Source organism: Algoriphagus yeomjeoni, assembly GCF_003259505.1.
GTDB lineage: Bacteria > Bacteroidota > Bacteroidia > Cytophagales > Cyclobacteriaceae > Algoriphagus > Algoriphagus yeomjeoni.
Genome location: NZ_QLLK01000001.1, coordinates 488,975 through 505,928 on the forward strand (window position 1 = coordinate 488,975; position 16,954 = coordinate 505,928).

A 16,954-nucleotide genomic window follows, 5' to 3' on the forward strand; every position below is an offset into this window, starting at 1 on the left:
CGAAGAGTTTTAGTTGAATGAAATCTAAAAACTCTTTGAACGACCTTTTTTAAAATAGCTTTCAGCAAACGGATCTCCTAATACATGCTGATATTTTTTTACCAAAACCCAATTTTTTAGGGCCATATCAACTGCTCATTTGGATCAAATTTCAGTTTCAACTTTGCTTTGGAAAATTCACTTTTCGGAGCTATTTCCAAATCGAGAACGTAGGAATCTATAGTCCTAATCAAAGGTTGGTTTCAACCTCACAAAAGCCATTTCGTCATCGATGTTAAGAAATTGGTAGATAGCACCGTCCAGGAAAAAGGTATTGTTTCCGATTTCTAATTCCTCTTCGATCTGGGTTTCACCCAGCATATTCAGATCTTGGTCAAAGACAGTCAAAACTTTTGTTTTTCCTTCTATAGTGGTGCGCCAGAACACCTCTCTTGCAGGATCATGCATCAGCGGGTTGAATGCGACTTCACTTGATTTTTTCTTCCCTTCTTCTTGAAATCTCTCCATGGATTCAGTCGTTCGCTCATAATTTCCGGACTTGGCATTTGAGGTGAGTTTACTCTCGTAGGTTTTACTTGTCAGACTATCAGTATCCAAATCATACATCCACACTTCATTTTTTGCAGAGGTATTGATAATTAGCTTGTTACCATGAAACTGCATTTTATGTTGCTCAGGAAAGGACATCCGCGTTCTTCCATCTTGTACCATGTAAATCTCCAAATCCTTTAGGTATTGCAGGAAATCCGTTGGATGTAGACTCAATTCTTCGGTATCGACATTTAGCAATGCCAGTCCCAAGTAATTTCCTTTTGCTCCTACCTCTTGGTAGAGAGATGCTATCAAATCTCCCTCCTCAGAAATCGCCGCATCGATATCAATCATAGCTTCTGCCGGTAATCCTTGATTGCTCAAGTTTTCACCTTCGAACAGGATTTTGTTCATTTTCGTGAAATCAGGCGAGAGCTGGAAGATACCCGTTACATCGAAAAGAAATAGATTTCCATTCGATGGTTTGTCGAGGCCGATAACGAATCCTCCACCTACGCCGTTAGGGCCTTCTTTTTCCAGCTGCACGAGCTCCTTGAGCTCCAGCTTTTCTAAATCAATCACTTCAAGGCGTAGAGATTCTGGATTGAGATTGTAGAGAAGTTTACTTTCGGTATCGACATCAGAGATGCCTAAGCGCCAATTCAAAAATAAGAACTCATCTTTCGCATCTACGAGTACGGTGTCGATGGAATAGGAGATTTCGACATTTTTTGTGGGCTCTTCTTGAGTTTCCTTCTCCGAAGCGCAGCTTGCAAAAGCTAGGACTGCTAGTAAATAACTTAGTTTTTTCATCTGTTGAAAGTTGGTGTTAAGACTTCAAATGCCATCTCGTCTTCCATATTTATGAAGCGATAGATTTTGCCGTCTCGAACGAATTTTTTACCTAAATACCTGCCCAGACCTTCTTCTTCATGAAGTAAGTTGAATTCTTCATTGAAAATAGAGAGAATTCCCATCCATTCGGTTTTGCCTTCAGGATTCAGGTCTTTCAAGAAGCTGATCCTGTAATAAAGTTGATTCTTGGAATCATACATAAAATCCCCAAAAAGAGGCTCTTTGCTTCGTTGCGTTGAGGCCTGCTGAAAAGCTTCCATAGTCGCCACCTTTCGCTGGAAATTCCCCGGCTTGGCGGCAGGCAATAGTTCTGTCTGATAATCGTAAGTCACTAAGGTGTCTTTTACCAAATCATAAACAGAAATGCCGTTTATTGAACCCTGTGATATGATAATTTTGGAGTCATTTAATAGCAAGTCATAACTGTCGCCTGCTGTGGTCTTCATGCCATCAATATCCAGTTCAATTTTAAATTCCTTTAATGCGGAAAGCTTAGGGACTTCGATCATTTTCAGTTCCAATGTTTCTAAGTCAATTATTGCCAACCCATCCGCCATACTGGACCCGCCTCTTCCCTCAGCAGAGTAGGTTCCATAGAATTTGGACCCATCCGGGGAAATGATTCCATCAAAACTAATCAGCTTTCCTATGCCCAATTGATCTTGGATGCGCTCCTCATTGTCCCAGTTTATGAATCTTTTTAGATTCCCACTGGAATCCATTTGTCTAATTCCAGAGAATGACGAAAGGTAATAATCTCCTAAGTCGGTAAGATTGATCGTGTTTACGCCAAGTCCACCTATCCCATTTGGTCCTTCCACTTCAAACTTTACCGTATCTTTCAGTTGCAGCTGATCCAGATCTATAATATCTAAGCGTTTCTGGGGACGGTTGAAAGTATAGAGTTCACCGCTTTTACTCAGAGTGGATCCACTTAGGCCATTATTAAGAAAGAAGAATTCACCCTTCGAGTCGATTTGTATGGTGTCCAATTCATAGGAAAACTGGAAATTTTCGATTTTGCCCTCGGATTTTTTCTCCGAAGAGCAGCTGGCAAATGCAAGGAGTAGGAGTATAAGGAAGTGCTTATTCATTAGTAAAAGTTGGTTTGAGCCTCACAAAAGCCACTTCATCATCGATATTCAAAAAGGAGTAGATCATTCCATCCCGTACGAAAGCTTGATACGTGCTGACATATTCCTCTGGGAGTAGTGTTTCGGAAAGTTGATCAAAGTTTTGATCAAAGGCTGTGAGGACGGTTTTGTGGACAATAGTATCGCCTTTCATGCGATCCATTTCCTTGGTAAGCCTCCAGTAAACATCCTTCTGATCGTCATAAAGCAATGGCCCGTAGCGTACATTTTTCTGAGTTTCCTTCACCAAATCCCTATACTCTGATTCCGACTCCACACGCTCAGGGTAAGTCTTGGTGATCTCAAAACTGGTGTATTGACTGGAATAGGCTTTGGAACTGAGAGAATCTGTCTTCAAATTATAGAAAAACAGTTCATTTGACCCGGTATTCGATAGAATTAGCGTATCATTTTTTGCGAGTAGCTCAAAGGATGAAAACATAGCTCCCATGGGATTGCCATCTATGTAGTAATTGATGCGGTATTTCTCCATTTCCTTTAATGCGGGCAATGGTTTGTAATAAAACTGTTCCTGCTCCAAGTCAAATACAGTTATTCCCAGAGGTGCTTTCTCGAGCTTTTGATCAGCATAAAGTGTAATCACTCGCTTATTTTCTTTATCAAGTGTATGCGTGAGACCTATGCGCAGCTCTTCAGGAAGCTTTTCGCCTTCGAACTCATGATTTCCAAAATTTAGCGTAGAAAGCTTATTTCCTTCTTGGTCAAAAAGGTATAGCTCGTAGCTATCAGATAGATAAATAGTCCCATCAGGAAGTGCATAAACATCTGACATGTAGGGAGACCGGATGGCATTGGGGCCATCCATGCTCATGGGGATGACTCGTTCTAGTTTCAGGTTTTCCAGGTCTATGATCTCCAAACCGGGTTCATTGGATCCTGTTTTGAAGTTGTAGAAATACTTTTCGTCAGCAGATAAATCTGAAGTCGTCAATTTCCAATTTACATAGATAAAGTCATCACCGGCATCTACCATCACGGTGTCCAGCTCGTAATCAATAGTGATTGATTGTGTAATGTCGGCATCAGATGCTGACTTTTCCCCACAGGAAAATGCCAACGCTAAAAGGGGGAGTAAATAAAATCTATTCATAAGTCATTAAAATTTTGGTTTAAGCCTCACAAAAGCCAGTTCGTCCTCCATATTGAGAAAGGTGTAAAGCATTCCATCGTGGACAAAAGTTTTGGCTGCAAAATAGTATCCTGGAATAGTCACCCCTTCCCGCATTTTCTCCTCATGAAGCTGATTCAGTTCCTCATCAAAAATCGTGAGAACGTAGGCATAATTATTTTCACTATCATCTCTCTCCCGGCTATAGCGATAGAATCGGCCTGAATTCTCATCCTTCACCAAAGGACCAAATACCACTTGATCATTTTTTTGCTTGTTTGCATCATCAAAGGAATCCTGAGAGCTGGCAGTTATCGGGTAGTTGACCACTTTCTCATTTTGAGTAAGCACACTTGAATATTCCTTATAAAAAATGCTGTCCATGGCAGCATCATAGTACCAAAGAGAATTTTTGGCAGTGGTAGAGACGATAAAGTTTTGGTCATCTAGTGTTAGAAACTTACGCTCAGGAGAAGAGACAGCCCTGCCATCTCCCACATCCATTTTGATCGTATACTTGTCCATATCAGCCCAAAAGTCCAGAGGAATAAGTTGAAGCGTGCTGTCAGAAAAAGTGATTTTGGCTATTCCGCGTAGTCCTCCTTTTTCTTGATAGTTTCCATAAAAGCTAGAGAAGTAAGATCCATCCGATGCGATCTGACCCATTCCGTCGATTTCTTCATTTTCGGCCAGCTCATCTCCGTTCAGAAATTCATTTGTCAATCTGTAAGAGGCAGTCTTAGTATCTGAAGAGTCGAGCTGGTTTAACAAATAATAATTCATGAAGAAAAAATCACCGTTAGAAGCTTTTTTCAAACCCGTCATTGCCATTTCTAAAATACCATTAGGTCCTTCAAGCTCATACTGAACAAGCTTTTCCAATCTGTTATTTTCCAAATCAATAATTTCAACTCTACCGGATTGAGGGTTAATATTGTATAAAAGTCTCTCTTTCGCAGAATAATCCGAAAAGTAGATATCCATATTCAGAAACAAGAACTCATCCTTGGCATCGATCATCACCGTGTCTATTGCATAGGAAAAACTGATGGAGTCAACCTGGGTGTTTTCAGCACTATTTTCAGCACCGCAGCTTGCTAAAACAGCAAGAATAATCGGAGTAAATAGTCTGAGTTTATTCATAAGTAGGTTTGATTCGGACGAAGCCAAGTTCGTCTTCTAGGTTGATGTAAGAATAGAGGGAGCCGTCTTTGAAGAAAGTGAGTGAACCGCTTTCGGAATAATCGACCTCTTGCTCATGAAGCTGAGTGAGGTCTTTATCAAAAATCGTAAGTACATTCTTATAAGTTATCGAGTCTCCAATCATACGATCCATATCTCTTGAGAATCTCCAGAATTTACCATTTTGATCATCGTAATGGAATTTTGAAAAAGTCACTTCCTTCATTTTATCTTTATTGAGTTCAAAAAGGTTTTCTTGAGAATTGGCTTTTTTCTCATAATTCCCCTCTTTGAAATCATCCGTCAATTCAGAGTGATAGGACTTAGATTCTGTTTTGCCATTTGCCAGATTCAGAATATGGATTTCATTGAAAGCAGTGGTGGAAACGAGTATTTTGTCTTCAAAAGGAGCAAAGAAAACAGTTTCCGTGATGGACATTTTGCTGTTTTCTTCTGGACTAAAAACAATTGCATATTTCTCAATTTTCTCAAAAATATCCAGTGGTACTTTTTTCAATTCCATCGTATTGAGGTTTACTATTGCCAGTCCACTTTTAGGAGTTTTATTATCTTGAATCCCGTAGCTGCTGTAAAAAAAATCTCCATTCTTAGAGATAAATCCCTCTGGATATATTTTTTCTAATTCAGAGATTGGGTCCCCTTTTAGAGAATCCGCAATAAACCAATACTTGCTTACCTGATCACGGGCGGGATTCAGCTTCACCATATAGCTCCAGGTATTTAGGAAGAGTTCTCCGCTATCTGAGATATCCATCATTGGCATGTAGGAGTTAGCCGCTCCGATTCCGGCAGGGCCTTCATTCTCCAGTTTGATAACTTCGGTGAGTTCTAACTCATCGAGATCAATTACCTCCAGCTCGGGGACTCTAGCATTGAAATTATAGAGTGTTTTTTTGTCTGAGCTAAGTGTCGCCGTATTTAGGTAGTTGGATAGATAGATGAAATGCTCCTCTCCGGGATCTACCTGCACGGTGTCTATTTCTACGGTGAAGTCCAGATTGGAAGTGTTGGCGGATTGTGAGGTGTCTTTTGTATTACAACAGGCCAATAAACCTGCGATAATTAGAAATAGGATTTTGGTATTATTCATAGGTAGGTTTGATTCGGATGAATCCAAGTTCGTCTTCTAGATTGATGTAAGAATAGAGTGCGCCGTCTTTGAAGAAGGTAAGTGAACCCCTTTCTGAATAGTCCACCTTTTCTTCATGAAGCTGATTGAGATCTTTATCAAAAATTGTAAGGATAACCTCGTAAGCTGCAGAATCTCCAATCATGCGATCGAGCGTAGTACTGAATCTCCAGAATTTCTCATTTTGATCATCGTAATGGAATTTAAGAAAATGCACCTCTTTCATTTTTTCCATGGCGAGATCCATTAGTTCCTTCTGTGAACCGGCAGATTTTTGGAAATTACCTTGCTTGGCGTCCTCAGTCAGGTCGGAGTGGAATGATTTTTTCTCAACTGTGCCATCAGAAATGTTTACAAGATAGATTTCATTAAAGGCACTTGTAGAAATATAAACCTTGTCCTCAATCGAATCAAAATAGACAGTCTCCGTAGCCGACATTTTGCCATTCCCATTTGGGCTAAAGACAATTTCATATTTTTCTAATCTTTCATAAATATCAAGTGGGATCTTTTTCAATTCCATAGAATAAAGATTGATCATGGCCAGACCACTTTTAGTACTATTATTCTGTGCTCCGTAAGCACCAAAGTATAAATCCTTGTCGGCTGACATTATCCCTTCCGGGTAAATTATTTCCAGATCAGAAAGTGCATCTCCCTGCAATGAATCCGGCGTAAACCAAAACCTACTCATCTGGTCACGGGCAGCATTTAGTTTGGTGAGATAGCTTATCGTACTAAGAAAGAGTTCTCCCTTATCGGAGACATCCACCATGGGAATGTAGGTATTTGCTGAGTTAGTGCCCGAAGGGCCCTCATTTTCCAGTTTGATGACTTCCTTGAGTCTTAGCTCGTCTAGGTCAATATCTTCTAATTCGGGAATGGCAGGGTTGAAGTTATAGAGTGTTTTCTTATCTGAGCTGAGAGAGGACGTACGTAAAAATCGAGACAAGTAAATAAAATGCTCCTCTCCGGGATCTACCTGGACGGTGTCTATTTCTACGGTGAAGTCCAGACTTGAGGAATTGCTTGATTCAGAACTTCCTTTTTCTCCGCATGCAGCAAGAAGGACGAGGGATAAAAAGGGTAGTAGCTTTTTCATAGTTGTTTAAAAATCAAAAGTGAATACTGCGAAGCCGAGCTCGTCTTCGACGTTGACATAAGACCAAAGCTTGCCGTCTTTGAAGAATAAGCCAAAAGGGATTTTGGATAAACCTTCCAATCGAGTCTCACCGATTAGCTCCAAGTCTTTGGAATAAGCCATTAAGAATATTTCAAATTCCTTTGCCCAACCATCTTCATCAAACCTAATTGCTCGACTGGCATAGCGGAAATAGCGCTGAGACTTTTCATCCCAAAGGAAGGTCTGGTAATTGATCTGGTGGTTGAGCTTTTTTAATTCTTCTTCAAACTCTGCTCTGCCACCTACTTTGTTTTTTACCTCTCCGGTCTTTTCCAAAGGGACGATCTCATGAAGAAATTCCCTGTAAAAAAGGCTATCCAAGCCAGGGACGTATATGTAGGTACCATTGCCCACAGTACAGGAAATAAGTACTAACTCATTAACCTGTTGTAGGTGTAGAAATTCACCTTTTTGCTCTGCATCGCTTCTAATCAGGTATTTGTTAGCCCTTTTAAACTCAGTAAGCGCCACCATCTTTTTCCTATTTTCAAGAGAATCTATTACAGCGAAATAATAATCTCTTGTTTCAATGTTCATCGGTAGAGAATACAAATTATGGCGCTTTGGATCCAGGATTACTCTATTTCCCATTGAGAAAGGCTCAATGGGGAAACCTTCTGCTAATTCTTCCTTATCAAGATTCCAAGATTTGATTTTCAGGCCTTGGTCAGTGATAATAGAAGGTCTATGAAGGGTTGGAAAAAAGAAGCTACCATCAGAAAGAGCATAAAAACCAAAAATATGACCTGGGCTGTTAGGCCCATCTTTCTCTAAAGAAAAGAAACTTATTAAGTTCAGTTGATCCAAATCGATTTTCTGGATTTTTAGGTTGTTGAGAAAGTAAAAATAGCGGCCTTCTGGCGATGTAGAGGTACTATAACCGAAGGAAAAATCTAAAATTTCATTTCCAGTATCCACAAGTACGGTATCGATGGAGTAGCTCAGATTCTCCAGGATATTTTTGGGTTCTTCTACCACAATGACTTCCTCAGAATTAGGCTTTTCTGCACAAGCGGCAAATAATGCAAGGGCTAAAATTGAAAGAAGCTTTCTCATGAGTTCAAAAATCAAAAGTGAATACTGCGAAGCCAAGTTCGTCTTCGACGTTGACATAGGAATAGAGCTTGCCGTCTTTGAAGAAGTAGCTTCTTGGGAATTCATTATATCCTTCTAATCGGGATTCGCCTAAAAGCGTTAATTTCTCATCATACACTAAGAGATATACCTCATACGATGCTGGATCCTCTCGATTTTCTCCCAAAAGTGAACGACTCGCCAAACGATAAAATCTAGAGCTTCCTTCATCCCAATTCATCCGCCAATACGTGATCTGCCCGATAACTTTTCTGTATTCCTCATACCATTCCTGAGAGGAGTTTACGTCGTTTTTGATTTCACCTGATTTCTCTTTGGGGATCAGTTTGTGCGGAAAATCTACATAGGTCAAACTATCCGTGGAGGTATCGTAGAGATAAATTCCACTTCCTACGCTACAGGTGATGATGAAATTATCCTTGACTTGTGTAAGGTTGTAGATCTCCGTAAAAGCCGCTCCCCCGTCCCCTTCAATCTGCGTGACGCGGAACTTTTGGGATTTTTCCATTTCCTCCAAAGGAAGGATTTTTACAGTTTGAGAGTTGGGATCTGTGATCGCAAACTCAAATTTACCTGTGGTAATATCACCAGGTAGGGAATATAGCTTTTCAGTCCTGGTGTTCCATCGCATTTGGTTAAGGATGGCAAAACCATTCATCGCTTCTGCTCCTTTCAACTCGTTTGGTTTCAGATTAAAGGAACGAATCTGCTCTCCTTGTAAGTTGAAAATCCCAGGATTCTGAAAAGAAGGAATGAGAATAGATTTATCAGGTTGTATTTGAAATGAATTGACTCTGCCGGTGCCGTTAGGGCCATCCTGATCGAAGGGGTAATTTTCCTTTAGAGTCATTTGCTCCAAATCTATTTCTTGAAAGAGACTTCGGTCAGAGTCGTGTAGAAACAGTGATTTTCCATCTGCTGATCTCTCAAACCACCGCAGTCCCCACTTTAGATTAAACAAGTCATCCCCAGAATCCACCACCACCGTGTCCACGGAGTAAGTCAGGTTTTCGAGGAGATTGCCAGATTCGCTTGATTCAGAACTTCCTTTTTCTCTGCATGCAGCAAGAAGAACGAGGGATAAAAAGGGTAGTAGCTTTTTCATGGTTGCTTAAAAATCAAAAGTGAACACCGCGAAGCCGAGCTCGTCTTCGACGTTGACATAGGAATAGAGCTTGCCGTCTCTCCAGAAGTAAGAACTTGGGATTGTCTCCAATCCGGCAATTTTGGTTTCTCCTAATACATTGAAATCTTTGTCGTAAGCAAAAAGGTATAATTCATAGCTGCTGGGATCACCTCTGTTTTCTCCCAAAAATGTCCTTTTCCCAAATCGGATGTACATTTCTCTAGTCTCATCCCATTTGAAATCCATGAAATTCAATTGCTCGCTGATTTTTCTTCGGTCTTCCTTGAAACTAGCTTCGTCACTTGATTCTTTCTGAACGGTAATATTCCACTCGTTTGGTACAGTGTTATGCTGAATGTCTATGAATTCGACACTATCCGCTTGGCTGCTCAGTTTATATAGCCCACTCATCGTCCCTCCCGAAATCAGCACTTGGTTATTTTGAATTTCCATGTAAGCAGAAGGTCCGTAGTAGGAGGACATCGTACCATCCGCAGTCTTTTGGGTAAAAGTGATAGCTAAATCTCCTACGCTTTTCATCTTAGGCAGAGGATAAGATGCGTATGATTTACTTGCAGGATCAATCACCCAGAGTTCATTGTCTTTTATAATTTCGCCATACGGTTGAGCGTAAAATTTTTCGCTCTGGAAATCATACATAGAATTACCATAAATCTTCATGAAGTCATTGGTGTATTCTGGATCAAGTCCCTCTGGAAAAATCTTGAGATTTTCAGTCATTTCCCCTTCTGAAGTGAAAATTCCCTGACCGTTAAAACCTTTGATAAAAACATGGTTTGATGGTCCTGCCTCTAGGTCGCCAATAAATGAGCCTACACTGTTTGGCCCTTCTGTCTCAAACTCAGTTTTGCTAATAACCTTCAGTTCATCCAGACTGACAGTCACAAGCGAAAGTGGCTTATTTTGGAAAAAAAGCAGCTCCTTTTGGTCTGGCGACAGATCAAAAGCTCCCAATCCAAAACTTAGGGCAAGAAAGTCATCGCCAGGGTCTACCACAACGGTATCAACTGAAAAAGTAAGGCTTTCGAGAATGTTTTTCTGTTCTGCGGATTCGGATTCTTTGCCTCCGCAAGCATAGATCAGTACGAGAAATGAAAGTGTAAGTAGTTTTTTCATAGTTTTTAAAAATCAAACGTGAATACCGCAAATCCCAGCTCATCCTCGACGTTGACATAGGAATAGAGCTTGCCGTCTTTGAAAAAGGGAGATTGAGGAGTCGTAGAGATCTCGGGAATTAAAGTCTCTCCAATCAAATTGAATTTTTGGTCATAGACATAGAGAAAAACCTTGCTTGAGTTTATTTGGAATGGACCATCTATTTGGGTAGGTTTTATTCCAATGCGGAAATAGATGGAGCGGGTTTTATCCCACATAGGTGAACCAAATTTTATCCCCATAGCATAGCGGCTCAACTCTTCCCGATACTCTTCATCTGTTTCTATAATGTTTTTCAACTTGATGTCATTTGCTATTGGAGTGAGTTGATGCACAAAAGAATGATAGGTCAGGGAATCAGTCTTCAAATCATAGCGATAAAATGCACTGCTGGAAGGTGACAATACTAAAATTTGTTCGTTAAGCTCCTTCAGATACATGTATTCATCAAATGAATAGCGGGTAGATGTGCCAATCTTCAAGTCAAGAATCCAATCCATCTCTTTGATAGGAAAATTTTGAACTTCATAAGTCTGCAAATCAATCCTGGCTAAAGTTCGGGGTTCAAAATACCGAATCCCTGGAAGTGAAAAGAGGCTTTTTTGATCCTTGGAAAGGATAACACTATTTTCCAGTTCCTCCAACTCTGAATTAATGGGAAGGGAAGGGATTGAGTAATCTTTCAGCTTAACTCCCTCTTCATCAAAAACCCCCATTTTCCGATAAGGTTTGATCAGGAATTTTCCTTGCCCGAGTGGTTGTGTAGATGTAACAACATCACTAATTCCATTCGGTCCTTCGACTTCAAAGTCGAAGTCCTTTTCCCATTCCAGTTTATCTAAATTGATCTGTTGGATCTGGTTGAATTTCGAATTGAATAGAAATAGATACTTACCATCCTCAGTAACCGAAGAAGAGTGAGGGCCCCAGCTTAATTCAAAAAGTTTTTCTTTGGAATCTATCATCACCGTGTCAACCAAATAAGTCAGGTTTTCCAGGATATTCCCAGTTTCAGAGATTTGGGTTTCTTTCCCTCCGCAGGAAAATAGTATTGCTAAAAATAAAGTTGCAAGTTGTCTTTCCATAGGGTTCAAAAATCAAACGTGAATACCGCAAATCCCAGCTCATCCTCGACGTTGACATAGGAATAGAGCTTGCCGTCTTTGAAAAAGGGAAAGTCCGGCACATAATTTAATGACACCATTTTTTGCTCTCCAATTAGATTAAGGTTTCTATCGTAGGCAAAGAGAAAAATATCCAAACCTCTACTGGATGCTCCGCCATTGTCTGTCGGCTTAATATTACCAAATCGGAAATATTGTTCTCGAGAATCATCCCATAACAATTCATTAAAATGAATCTGACTGGATACTTTTCCCATTTCGGTCTGAAACTCCTCCATTGAATTAACCTTTTGCTGCACCGCTTCTTCTTTTTTTGCGGGGACCAGTTTATGAGGAAATGATTTCTCTGAAATCGATTCAGTTTGGGGATCAATAATATAGATGCTACTAGTGACGGAATTCCACAAGATTACATTTCCATCAATCTCTGAAAGACCAATTTCTGGCAAATAAGCTGTGGAACCCTCATTTGAGTGGTATAAAATAGTGAATTTGGAAATTTGGTCTAATTCTGGCAACCGTATTACCCTTCCAGATAAATCCGGAATTTTGGCAATCAAAAATCGCCTTTCCCCCTCCCAAAAAGTGCCTGGAATTGCGAATATTTTTTCTCGATTCTGAGTCACCAGAAGATTTTGGGCTGCATTTGGCTCCAATTCGACAGTTAGACTGTCAATTTTTGAAGATTCTAATTTGATTGAAACTTCCTTTTCTCCCTTAAGACTAAAAATGCCATTATTTTGATAAGAAACGATTAGAAGTCGTTCATCACTTAGAGATTGAATGCTTGATACATATTGCCCTGTCCCGTTTGGACCTTCCTTTTCGAATTGAGTAGATTCCTCTAATTGAAGTCTATCCAGATCAATAGTTTGAAGAATTTGATTGGTTCTGTCAAAAATGTAAAGCTTGCTTTTCTGAGAGTTTACCGTTCCAAAGTTTAAGCCATTCCTTAAATTGATAAGGTCATCACCACTATCCACTAGCACCGTATCCACGGAGTAAGTGAGATCTTCAAGAAAATTGTCCGGGTTAGTGTTTTCAGAACTTCCTTTTTCTCCGCATCCAGCAAGAAAAACTAGAGATAATATTAGGAGTAGTTTTTTCATAAATTCTTAAAAATCAAAAGTGAATACTGCGAAGCCGAGCTCGTCTTCGACGTTGACGTAAGCCCAGAGCTTGCCGTCTTTGAAGAAATGGATGGGAAGATGCTTTTTCATGCCTTCAATCTTGGTTTCTCCTACTACATTGAAGTCTTTGTCATAGGCAAAAAGGTAATACTCATAGGTCTCTGGATCATCCCTGCTTTCTCCTGAGAAGGTCTTCATTCCCAGTCTCAAAAATAAATTCCGTGTCGAATCCCATTCTGGCTTCATATAGGAAATTTGAGATAAAACCTTGCTTATCTCTTCACTAAATTCCTTTTCAGAAGACACATTATTCTTGACTTCTCCAGTCAGGATATTAGGAACTACCTGATGGTTGACCTCAATAAACTGCATGCTGTTGCTCTCCTTATCAAATGAATAAATACTACTCATCGCAGAGCATGAGATCAAAACCTTACCCTCATGTGACACAATATCTACCGTCGGTGGGAAAGACATGGTATTACCATTTTCCGAGACTGTGATGGTGTACCTGTCAATAATCCCCATCTCTGGAGCAGGAATCTTCTCGGCAGTTTCAGATGCTACGTCTATTCTGTAAAGATTACTACCTTCCGAAGTCTCAGTGCTAGGCCAGGAGAAGAATTGTTTTGCTTTAAAGTCATACATAGCATTACCATAAAGTGAAAAAAAATCTTCTGCCAGATTTGCATCTATCCCAGTTGGTTTGGTTTTCAAGCTTTCCAGCTTTTCTCCATTCTTATCAAATAGTGCTACATCCCCCACTCCCATTGCATATACCTGGTCGCTTGGGCCTATTTCCAAATTGAGAACAAACCTGCCAATTCCATTTGGGCCTTCCTGCTCGAATTCAGTTTTACTGATCAACTTGAAGTTTTCCAAATCTACTTCTACAAGTTTCAAAGGTCTATTTTCGAAATAAAATAACCGCCTTCCATCTTCACTAAGATCTTGAGAGCGAAAGCCAGAGCCCATATTGAATAAATCATTCCCAGGATCCACAACCAACGTATCCACCGAATAAGTTAGATTTTCAAGGAGATTGCCCGGTTCGCTTGATTCAGAACCTCCTTTTTCGCCGCACGCAGCAAGAAGGATTAATGAGAATAGAGGTAGTAGTTTATTCATAATAGATTAAAAATCAAACGTGAATACTGCGAAGCCGAGCTCGTCCTCGACATTGACATAGGAGTAGAGCTTGCCGTCTTTGAAGAAGGGAAAGGAAGGGATCTGATCAACATCTTCAAGGAATTTCTCGCCGATCAACTGTAAATCAGCATCGTATGCGAAGAGGTAAACATCTGCTTTTGAAGGGGATTCCTCATTTTCTTTTGGGAGGACTTTTCTACCAAACCTGAAAAACCTTTGGCTACTATCGTCCCAAAGCAATTTTTCAAAGCCTATCTGGCTGGAAGCTTTTTCCATTTCGCTTCTCCACTCCTCTTCTGAGGATACTTTGTTTTTGATAGTACCTGTCTTGGCTGTAGGGACTAACTGATGCGGGAAGGTGAACAGTTGCAAGGTGTCTCTCTGGTAGTCGTAGCGATAGATATCCGAGGTGACCGATGTGCTTATATACAGTTGTTCCTCGATCTCCTGAAGTCGCACTTCCTCTATGTAGATAGACATCATTTTGTCACTTTGGAGCAAAATCCTGAATTCTGATGCTTTGTCCATTGCGGGTATATCAAGGATTTTCCCGGAGCCATTTGCTGGGTCAAGGACCGCCAAGTCCCTGGATCCTTCCATAAAATTCCCCGGTAGCGAGAAAAGTAAGTTTCCATCAGCTGCCCTAGTTAGGTTGTTAATCATGGGAGATTCATCTTCTATCTCTATTCCATCGAAATCAGCAGGCTTAAGCTTGAGATCTTTGATTTTTACCCCATTCCGGTCATAAATCCCCGAGGTCTGAAAACTTGAAAACAAAAACTTTTCGCCTTCTAGTTTCTGCATGGTTCCCACGTATTGACCAATTCCATTGGGTCCCTCCACTTCAAAGGGTAGAAACTCGTTTAGCTTCAGTCCATCCAGATCGATCACTGCGATTTTATGGTCTTTTTGGCCATATAAAAAGAGCTGCTTCGAGTCTTCAGACAGGCTGGAAAGTCTAAGTCCTCCAGACAGATCAATGATTTCATTTCCCGGATCCACCACCAGCGTATCGACTGAGTAGCTAAGATCTTCCAGGATGTTTCCTGGTTCGGTGGATTCGGAGTTGCCTTTCTCACCGCATGAAGCGAGAAGGGTCAGGGCTAGGAGAGGAAGTAGTTTTTTCATGTGTTTATAATTTGTTTTTTAGCTGCCACATGGAATCTCGCGCGGCGTATAATCATGGCTCTGTGCGTTGCTTGCGTCATGCTCGATTTTATATCGGTTTAGAAATTAAAAGTGTAAACAATAAAGGCGGGATTTTCACCGACCACCCACTCCATATAAAGCTTATTGTCTCTGGCAAAGCCGTAAGTAGGCATGAAATCCAGATCCTGAACTTTGGTTTCTCCGGTCAGATTAAAATCTTTATCATAGGTAAATAGATAAGTGTCAGACGAGTATCTTTTAGTTGCTTCGTTCAATTCCCTGTTCATTTCACCCATTCTGAAATATATTTGCTTTCCTTCGTCCCAGAAAAATTGTGAAAAGCTGATTTGCTTACGGATCTCATTCATGACCTCTCTTCGTCTTTCATTGGAATCAACTTCAGAGGGAAATTCTCTTGTCTTTGCCTTTGGCACCAGCTGATGAGGAAAGGTCACTAGTCGCAAGGAATCGCTGACTAGATCATAGATATAGATGTCCGAGGTCGCTCCACTATCGATGATAAATTGCCCGTTGATCATATAAAGTCTTTGATTTTCACCTGAGGAAACGGCTCCATTTCCTTGTTTGAAAAGCACCCTGAAATTTTTGGTCATTTCTAAGGCTGGAAGCTTGAGGAACTTGGCGTTCATTGCTTCCAAATTCAGAATTGCAAGACCTTCAGCTGTTCCCAAACTCTCGTTAGGGAGCGTAAGTACCTTTTTTTGGTCTGGACTTATTAGAATGGAGTTGCCCAGCGAAAAGGGAAAATCAGGATCAAGGCCAGAGTAATCTTCAGGTTTTAGAGAGATAGATTTTACTTTTTCTCCAGTCTTTTTGAATACCCCAGCTTGATTAGAATTTGCGAAAAATAGTTCAGTTTCATTGAGATTCTGCATGTAGTTTAAATACATGGGAATCATATTAGGTCCGTCTTTTTCAAATTTGTGGCGCTTCACAAGTTTCATCGCATTGAGATCGATCTCGTGGACCTCAAACTCAGGCTCAAAGTAGGTGAACACCTGATCGCCATCCTCACTTAACTCAAATTTGTAATAAGCTCCCGGCATGAAGATTTCTTCTCCGACGTCCACCGTTACAGTGTCAACAGAGAAAGAGAAGTTTTCAAGTAAATTCGTGGTGGAGGATTCTGAGTTGTTTTTGGTTTCGCAAGAAGAAAACGAAACGATCAATGCTACGAAAAAAAATAGTCTCTTCATTTACAGTAGGGTTAGCTATAAAACTAAAAAATCTGTAATTGAAAACCGACCCTTATATGTTAAATAATCAAAAAATTAGTAGGGAATAGCAATAAATAAGTTGAAGATAGTTGGCTTTCAAAGCCAGGGTATAGGTGTTTTGAAGGAGCAAAATTTTCTTGATGATTGCTTGAGAAAGGAGTCTCAAGCTCAAATAGTCCTACCAGGTAGTTTGTACAAGTTTCGCCCATTCTGGGCTTAAAAAACTATACTCCGCTTTTACCCCGCACTTCGTACGGGGTTATGAATCGTTGCGCTCCTGCGGAGCTAGGCTTAAAGGAATGGATTTACAATCAAGTGGCTCTGATGTTGAGGTGATTTCAATTCCATATACCCATTGGAGAATTTGTAAATCCATTATTAATATAAGCCTTATTTTATTCTTTCAGAAAAGACCCGAAGGATTGAAACAATTCATGAGCCTCGGCAGAGCCGGGGGTAAGTCAGATAAAATGACATTGAAGTTCTGAAAGGCCGTAACTGAGAAGTTAGGCCCTTCGTAGCTGACTAAAGTGCCTTCAGCTTGGAGAAGAGTTTCTCCCTATTCGGGGCTCTAGAAAATCAACGTCTCATTTACCCCGCATCC

At 40.4% G+C, this 16,954-nt stretch carries 14 protein-coding genes; all 14 read right to left on the bottom strand.

Going from position 1 to position 16,954, the window contains the following annotated elements; genetic code table 11:
- Positions 1 to 225: 225 nt before the first annotated feature.
- The 14 genes from LV83_RS02055 to LV83_RS02120 all read right to left on the bottom strand — a co-directional run bounded on the left by LV83_RS02055 (position 226) and on the right by LV83_RS02120 (position 16,329).
- On the bottom strand, positions 226 to 1,344 hold the full coding sequence (locus tag LV83_RS02055; protein WP_111609850.1) for a DUF4221 family protein: 1,119 nt from the start codon (positions 1,342 to 1,344) through the stop codon (positions 226 to 228).
- Complete coding sequence (locus tag LV83_RS02060) at positions 1,341 to 2,480, bottom strand: DUF4221 family protein (protein ID WP_111609851.1); 1,140 nt, start codon at positions 2,478 to 2,480, stop codon at positions 1,341 to 1,343. The genes LV83_RS02055 and LV83_RS02060 overlap by 4 nt, the downstream gene beginning before the upstream one ends.
- A complete protein-coding gene (locus LV83_RS02065) occupies positions 2,473 to 3,630 on the bottom strand; it encodes a DUF4221 family protein (protein WP_111609852.1) in 1,158 nt (385 codons plus the stop codon). Before LV83_RS02065 ends, LV83_RS02060 begins: the two co-directional genes overlap by 8 nt.
- A gap of 6 nt (positions 3,631 to 3,636) precedes the next feature.
- Positions 3,637 to 4,791 carry a DUF4221 family protein gene (locus LV83_RS02070; RefSeq protein ID WP_111609853.1) on the bottom strand — a complete coding sequence of 385 codons (1,155 nt, stop codon included), beginning with the start codon at positions 4,789 to 4,791 and terminating at the stop codon, positions 3,637 to 3,639.
- Entirely contained in the window at positions 4,784 to 5,941 is a 1,158-nt protein-coding gene (locus LV83_RS02075) for a DUF4221 family protein (protein ID WP_111609854.1), read from the bottom strand. Before LV83_RS02075 ends, LV83_RS02070 begins: the two co-directional genes overlap by 8 nt.
- Entirely contained in the window at positions 5,934 to 7,082 is a 1,149-nt protein-coding gene (locus tag LV83_RS02080; protein ID WP_111609855.1) for a DUF4221 family protein, read from the bottom strand. Before LV83_RS02080 ends, LV83_RS02075 begins: the two co-directional genes overlap by 8 nt.
- 6 nt (positions 7,083 to 7,088) lie before the next feature.
- Positions 7,089 to 8,276 (bottom strand): DUF4221 family protein, encoded by a 1,188-nt coding sequence (locus tag LV83_RS02085; protein WP_158530485.1) that lies wholly within the window; start codon positions 8,274 to 8,276, stop codon positions 7,089 to 7,091.
- Positions 8,224 to 9,363: a DUF4221 domain-containing protein gene (locus LV83_RS02090; RefSeq protein WP_111609857.1), complete on the bottom strand. Its 1,140-nt coding sequence runs from the start codon at positions 9,361 to 9,363 to the stop codon at positions 8,224 to 8,226. Before LV83_RS02090 ends, LV83_RS02085 begins: the two co-directional genes overlap by 53 nt.
- 6 nt (positions 9,364 to 9,369) lie before the next feature.
- A complete protein-coding gene (locus LV83_RS02095; protein WP_111609858.1) occupies positions 9,370 to 10,521 on the bottom strand; it encodes a DUF4221 family protein in 1,152 nt (383 codons plus the stop codon).
- 5 nt (positions 10,522 to 10,526) lie between these two features.
- The gene (locus LV83_RS02100) at positions 10,527 to 11,645 is read right to left on the bottom strand and encodes a DUF4221 family protein (protein WP_111609859.1); all 1,119 of its coding nucleotides are present in this window, start codon (positions 11,643 to 11,645) and stop codon (positions 10,527 to 10,529) included.
- A gap of 5 nt (positions 11,646 to 11,650) precedes the next feature.
- Entirely contained in the window at positions 11,651 to 12,793 is a 1,143-nt protein-coding gene (locus LV83_RS02105; RefSeq protein ID WP_111609860.1) for a DUF4221 family protein, read from the bottom strand.
- Between the two features lie 6 nt (positions 12,794 to 12,799).
- Positions 12,800 to 13,942: a DUF4221 family protein gene (locus tag LV83_RS02110; protein ID WP_111609861.1), complete on the bottom strand. Its 1,143-nt coding sequence runs from the start codon at positions 13,940 to 13,942 to the stop codon at positions 12,800 to 12,802.
- A 6-nt stretch (positions 13,943 to 13,948) separates the two neighbouring features.
- The gene (locus LV83_RS02115; RefSeq protein ID WP_111609862.1) at positions 13,949 to 15,091 is read right to left on the bottom strand and encodes a DUF4221 family protein; all 1,143 of its coding nucleotides are present in this window, start codon (positions 15,089 to 15,091) and stop codon (positions 13,949 to 13,951) included.
- A 98-nt stretch (positions 15,092 to 15,189) separates the two neighbouring features.
- Entirely contained in the window at positions 15,190 to 16,329 is a 1,140-nt protein-coding gene (locus LV83_RS02120) for a DUF4221 family protein (protein WP_111609863.1), read from the bottom strand.
- Positions 16,330 to 16,954 lie beyond the last annotated feature (625 nt).

What these genes read in the sequence shown, in the direction of transcription:
- LV83_RS02085 (WP_158530485.1), bottom strand. Translation starts at nt 8,276, where the DNA reads ATGTCAACGTCGAAGACGAACTTGGCTTCGCAGTATTCACTTTTGATT.
- LV83_RS02055 (WP_111609850.1), bottom strand. Translation starts at nt 1,344, where the DNA reads ATGAAAAAACTAAGTTATTTACTAGCAGTCCTAGCTTTTGCAAGCTGC.
- LV83_RS02110 (WP_111609861.1), bottom strand. Translation starts at nt 13,942, where the DNA reads ATGAATAAACTACTACCTCTATTCTCATTAATCCTTCTTGCTGCGTGC.
- LV83_RS02075 (WP_111609854.1), bottom strand. Translation starts at nt 5,941, where the DNA reads ATGAATAATACCAAAATCCTATTTCTAATTATCGCAGGTTTATTGGCC.
- LV83_RS02080 (WP_111609855.1), bottom strand. Translation starts at nt 7,082, where the DNA reads ATGAAAAAGCTACTACCCTTTTTATCCCTCGTCCTTCTTGCTGCATGC.
- LV83_RS02095 (WP_111609858.1), bottom strand. Translation starts at nt 10,521, where the DNA reads ATGAAAAAACTACTTACACTTTCATTTCTCGTACTGATCTATGCTTGC.
- LV83_RS02090 (WP_111609857.1), bottom strand. Translation starts at nt 9,363, where the DNA reads ATGAAAAAGCTACTACCCTTTTTATCCCTCGTTCTTCTTGCTGCATGC.
- LV83_RS02105 (WP_111609860.1), bottom strand. Translation starts at nt 12,793, where the DNA reads ATGAAAAAACTACTCCTAATATTATCTCTAGTTTTTCTTGCTGGATGC.
- LV83_RS02100 (WP_111609859.1), bottom strand. Translation starts at nt 11,645, where the DNA reads ATGGAAAGACAACTTGCAACTTTATTTTTAGCAATACTATTTTCCTGC.
- LV83_RS02120 (WP_111609863.1), bottom strand. Translation starts at nt 16,329, where the DNA reads ATGAAGAGACTATTTTTTTTCGTAGCATTGATCGTTTCGTTTTCTTCT.
- LV83_RS02065 (WP_111609852.1), bottom strand. Translation starts at nt 3,630, where the DNA reads ATGAATAGATTTTATTTACTCCCCCTTTTAGCGTTGGCATTTTCCTGT.
- LV83_RS02115 (WP_111609862.1), bottom strand. Translation starts at nt 15,091, where the DNA reads ATGAAAAAACTACTTCCTCTCCTAGCCCTGACCCTTCTCGCTTCATGC.
- LV83_RS02070 (WP_111609853.1), bottom strand. Translation starts at nt 4,791, where the DNA reads ATGAATAAACTCAGACTATTTACTCCGATTATTCTTGCTGTTTTAGCA.
- LV83_RS02060 (WP_111609851.1), bottom strand. Translation starts at nt 2,480, where the DNA reads ATGAATAAGCACTTCCTTATACTCCTACTCCTTGCATTTGCCAGCTGC.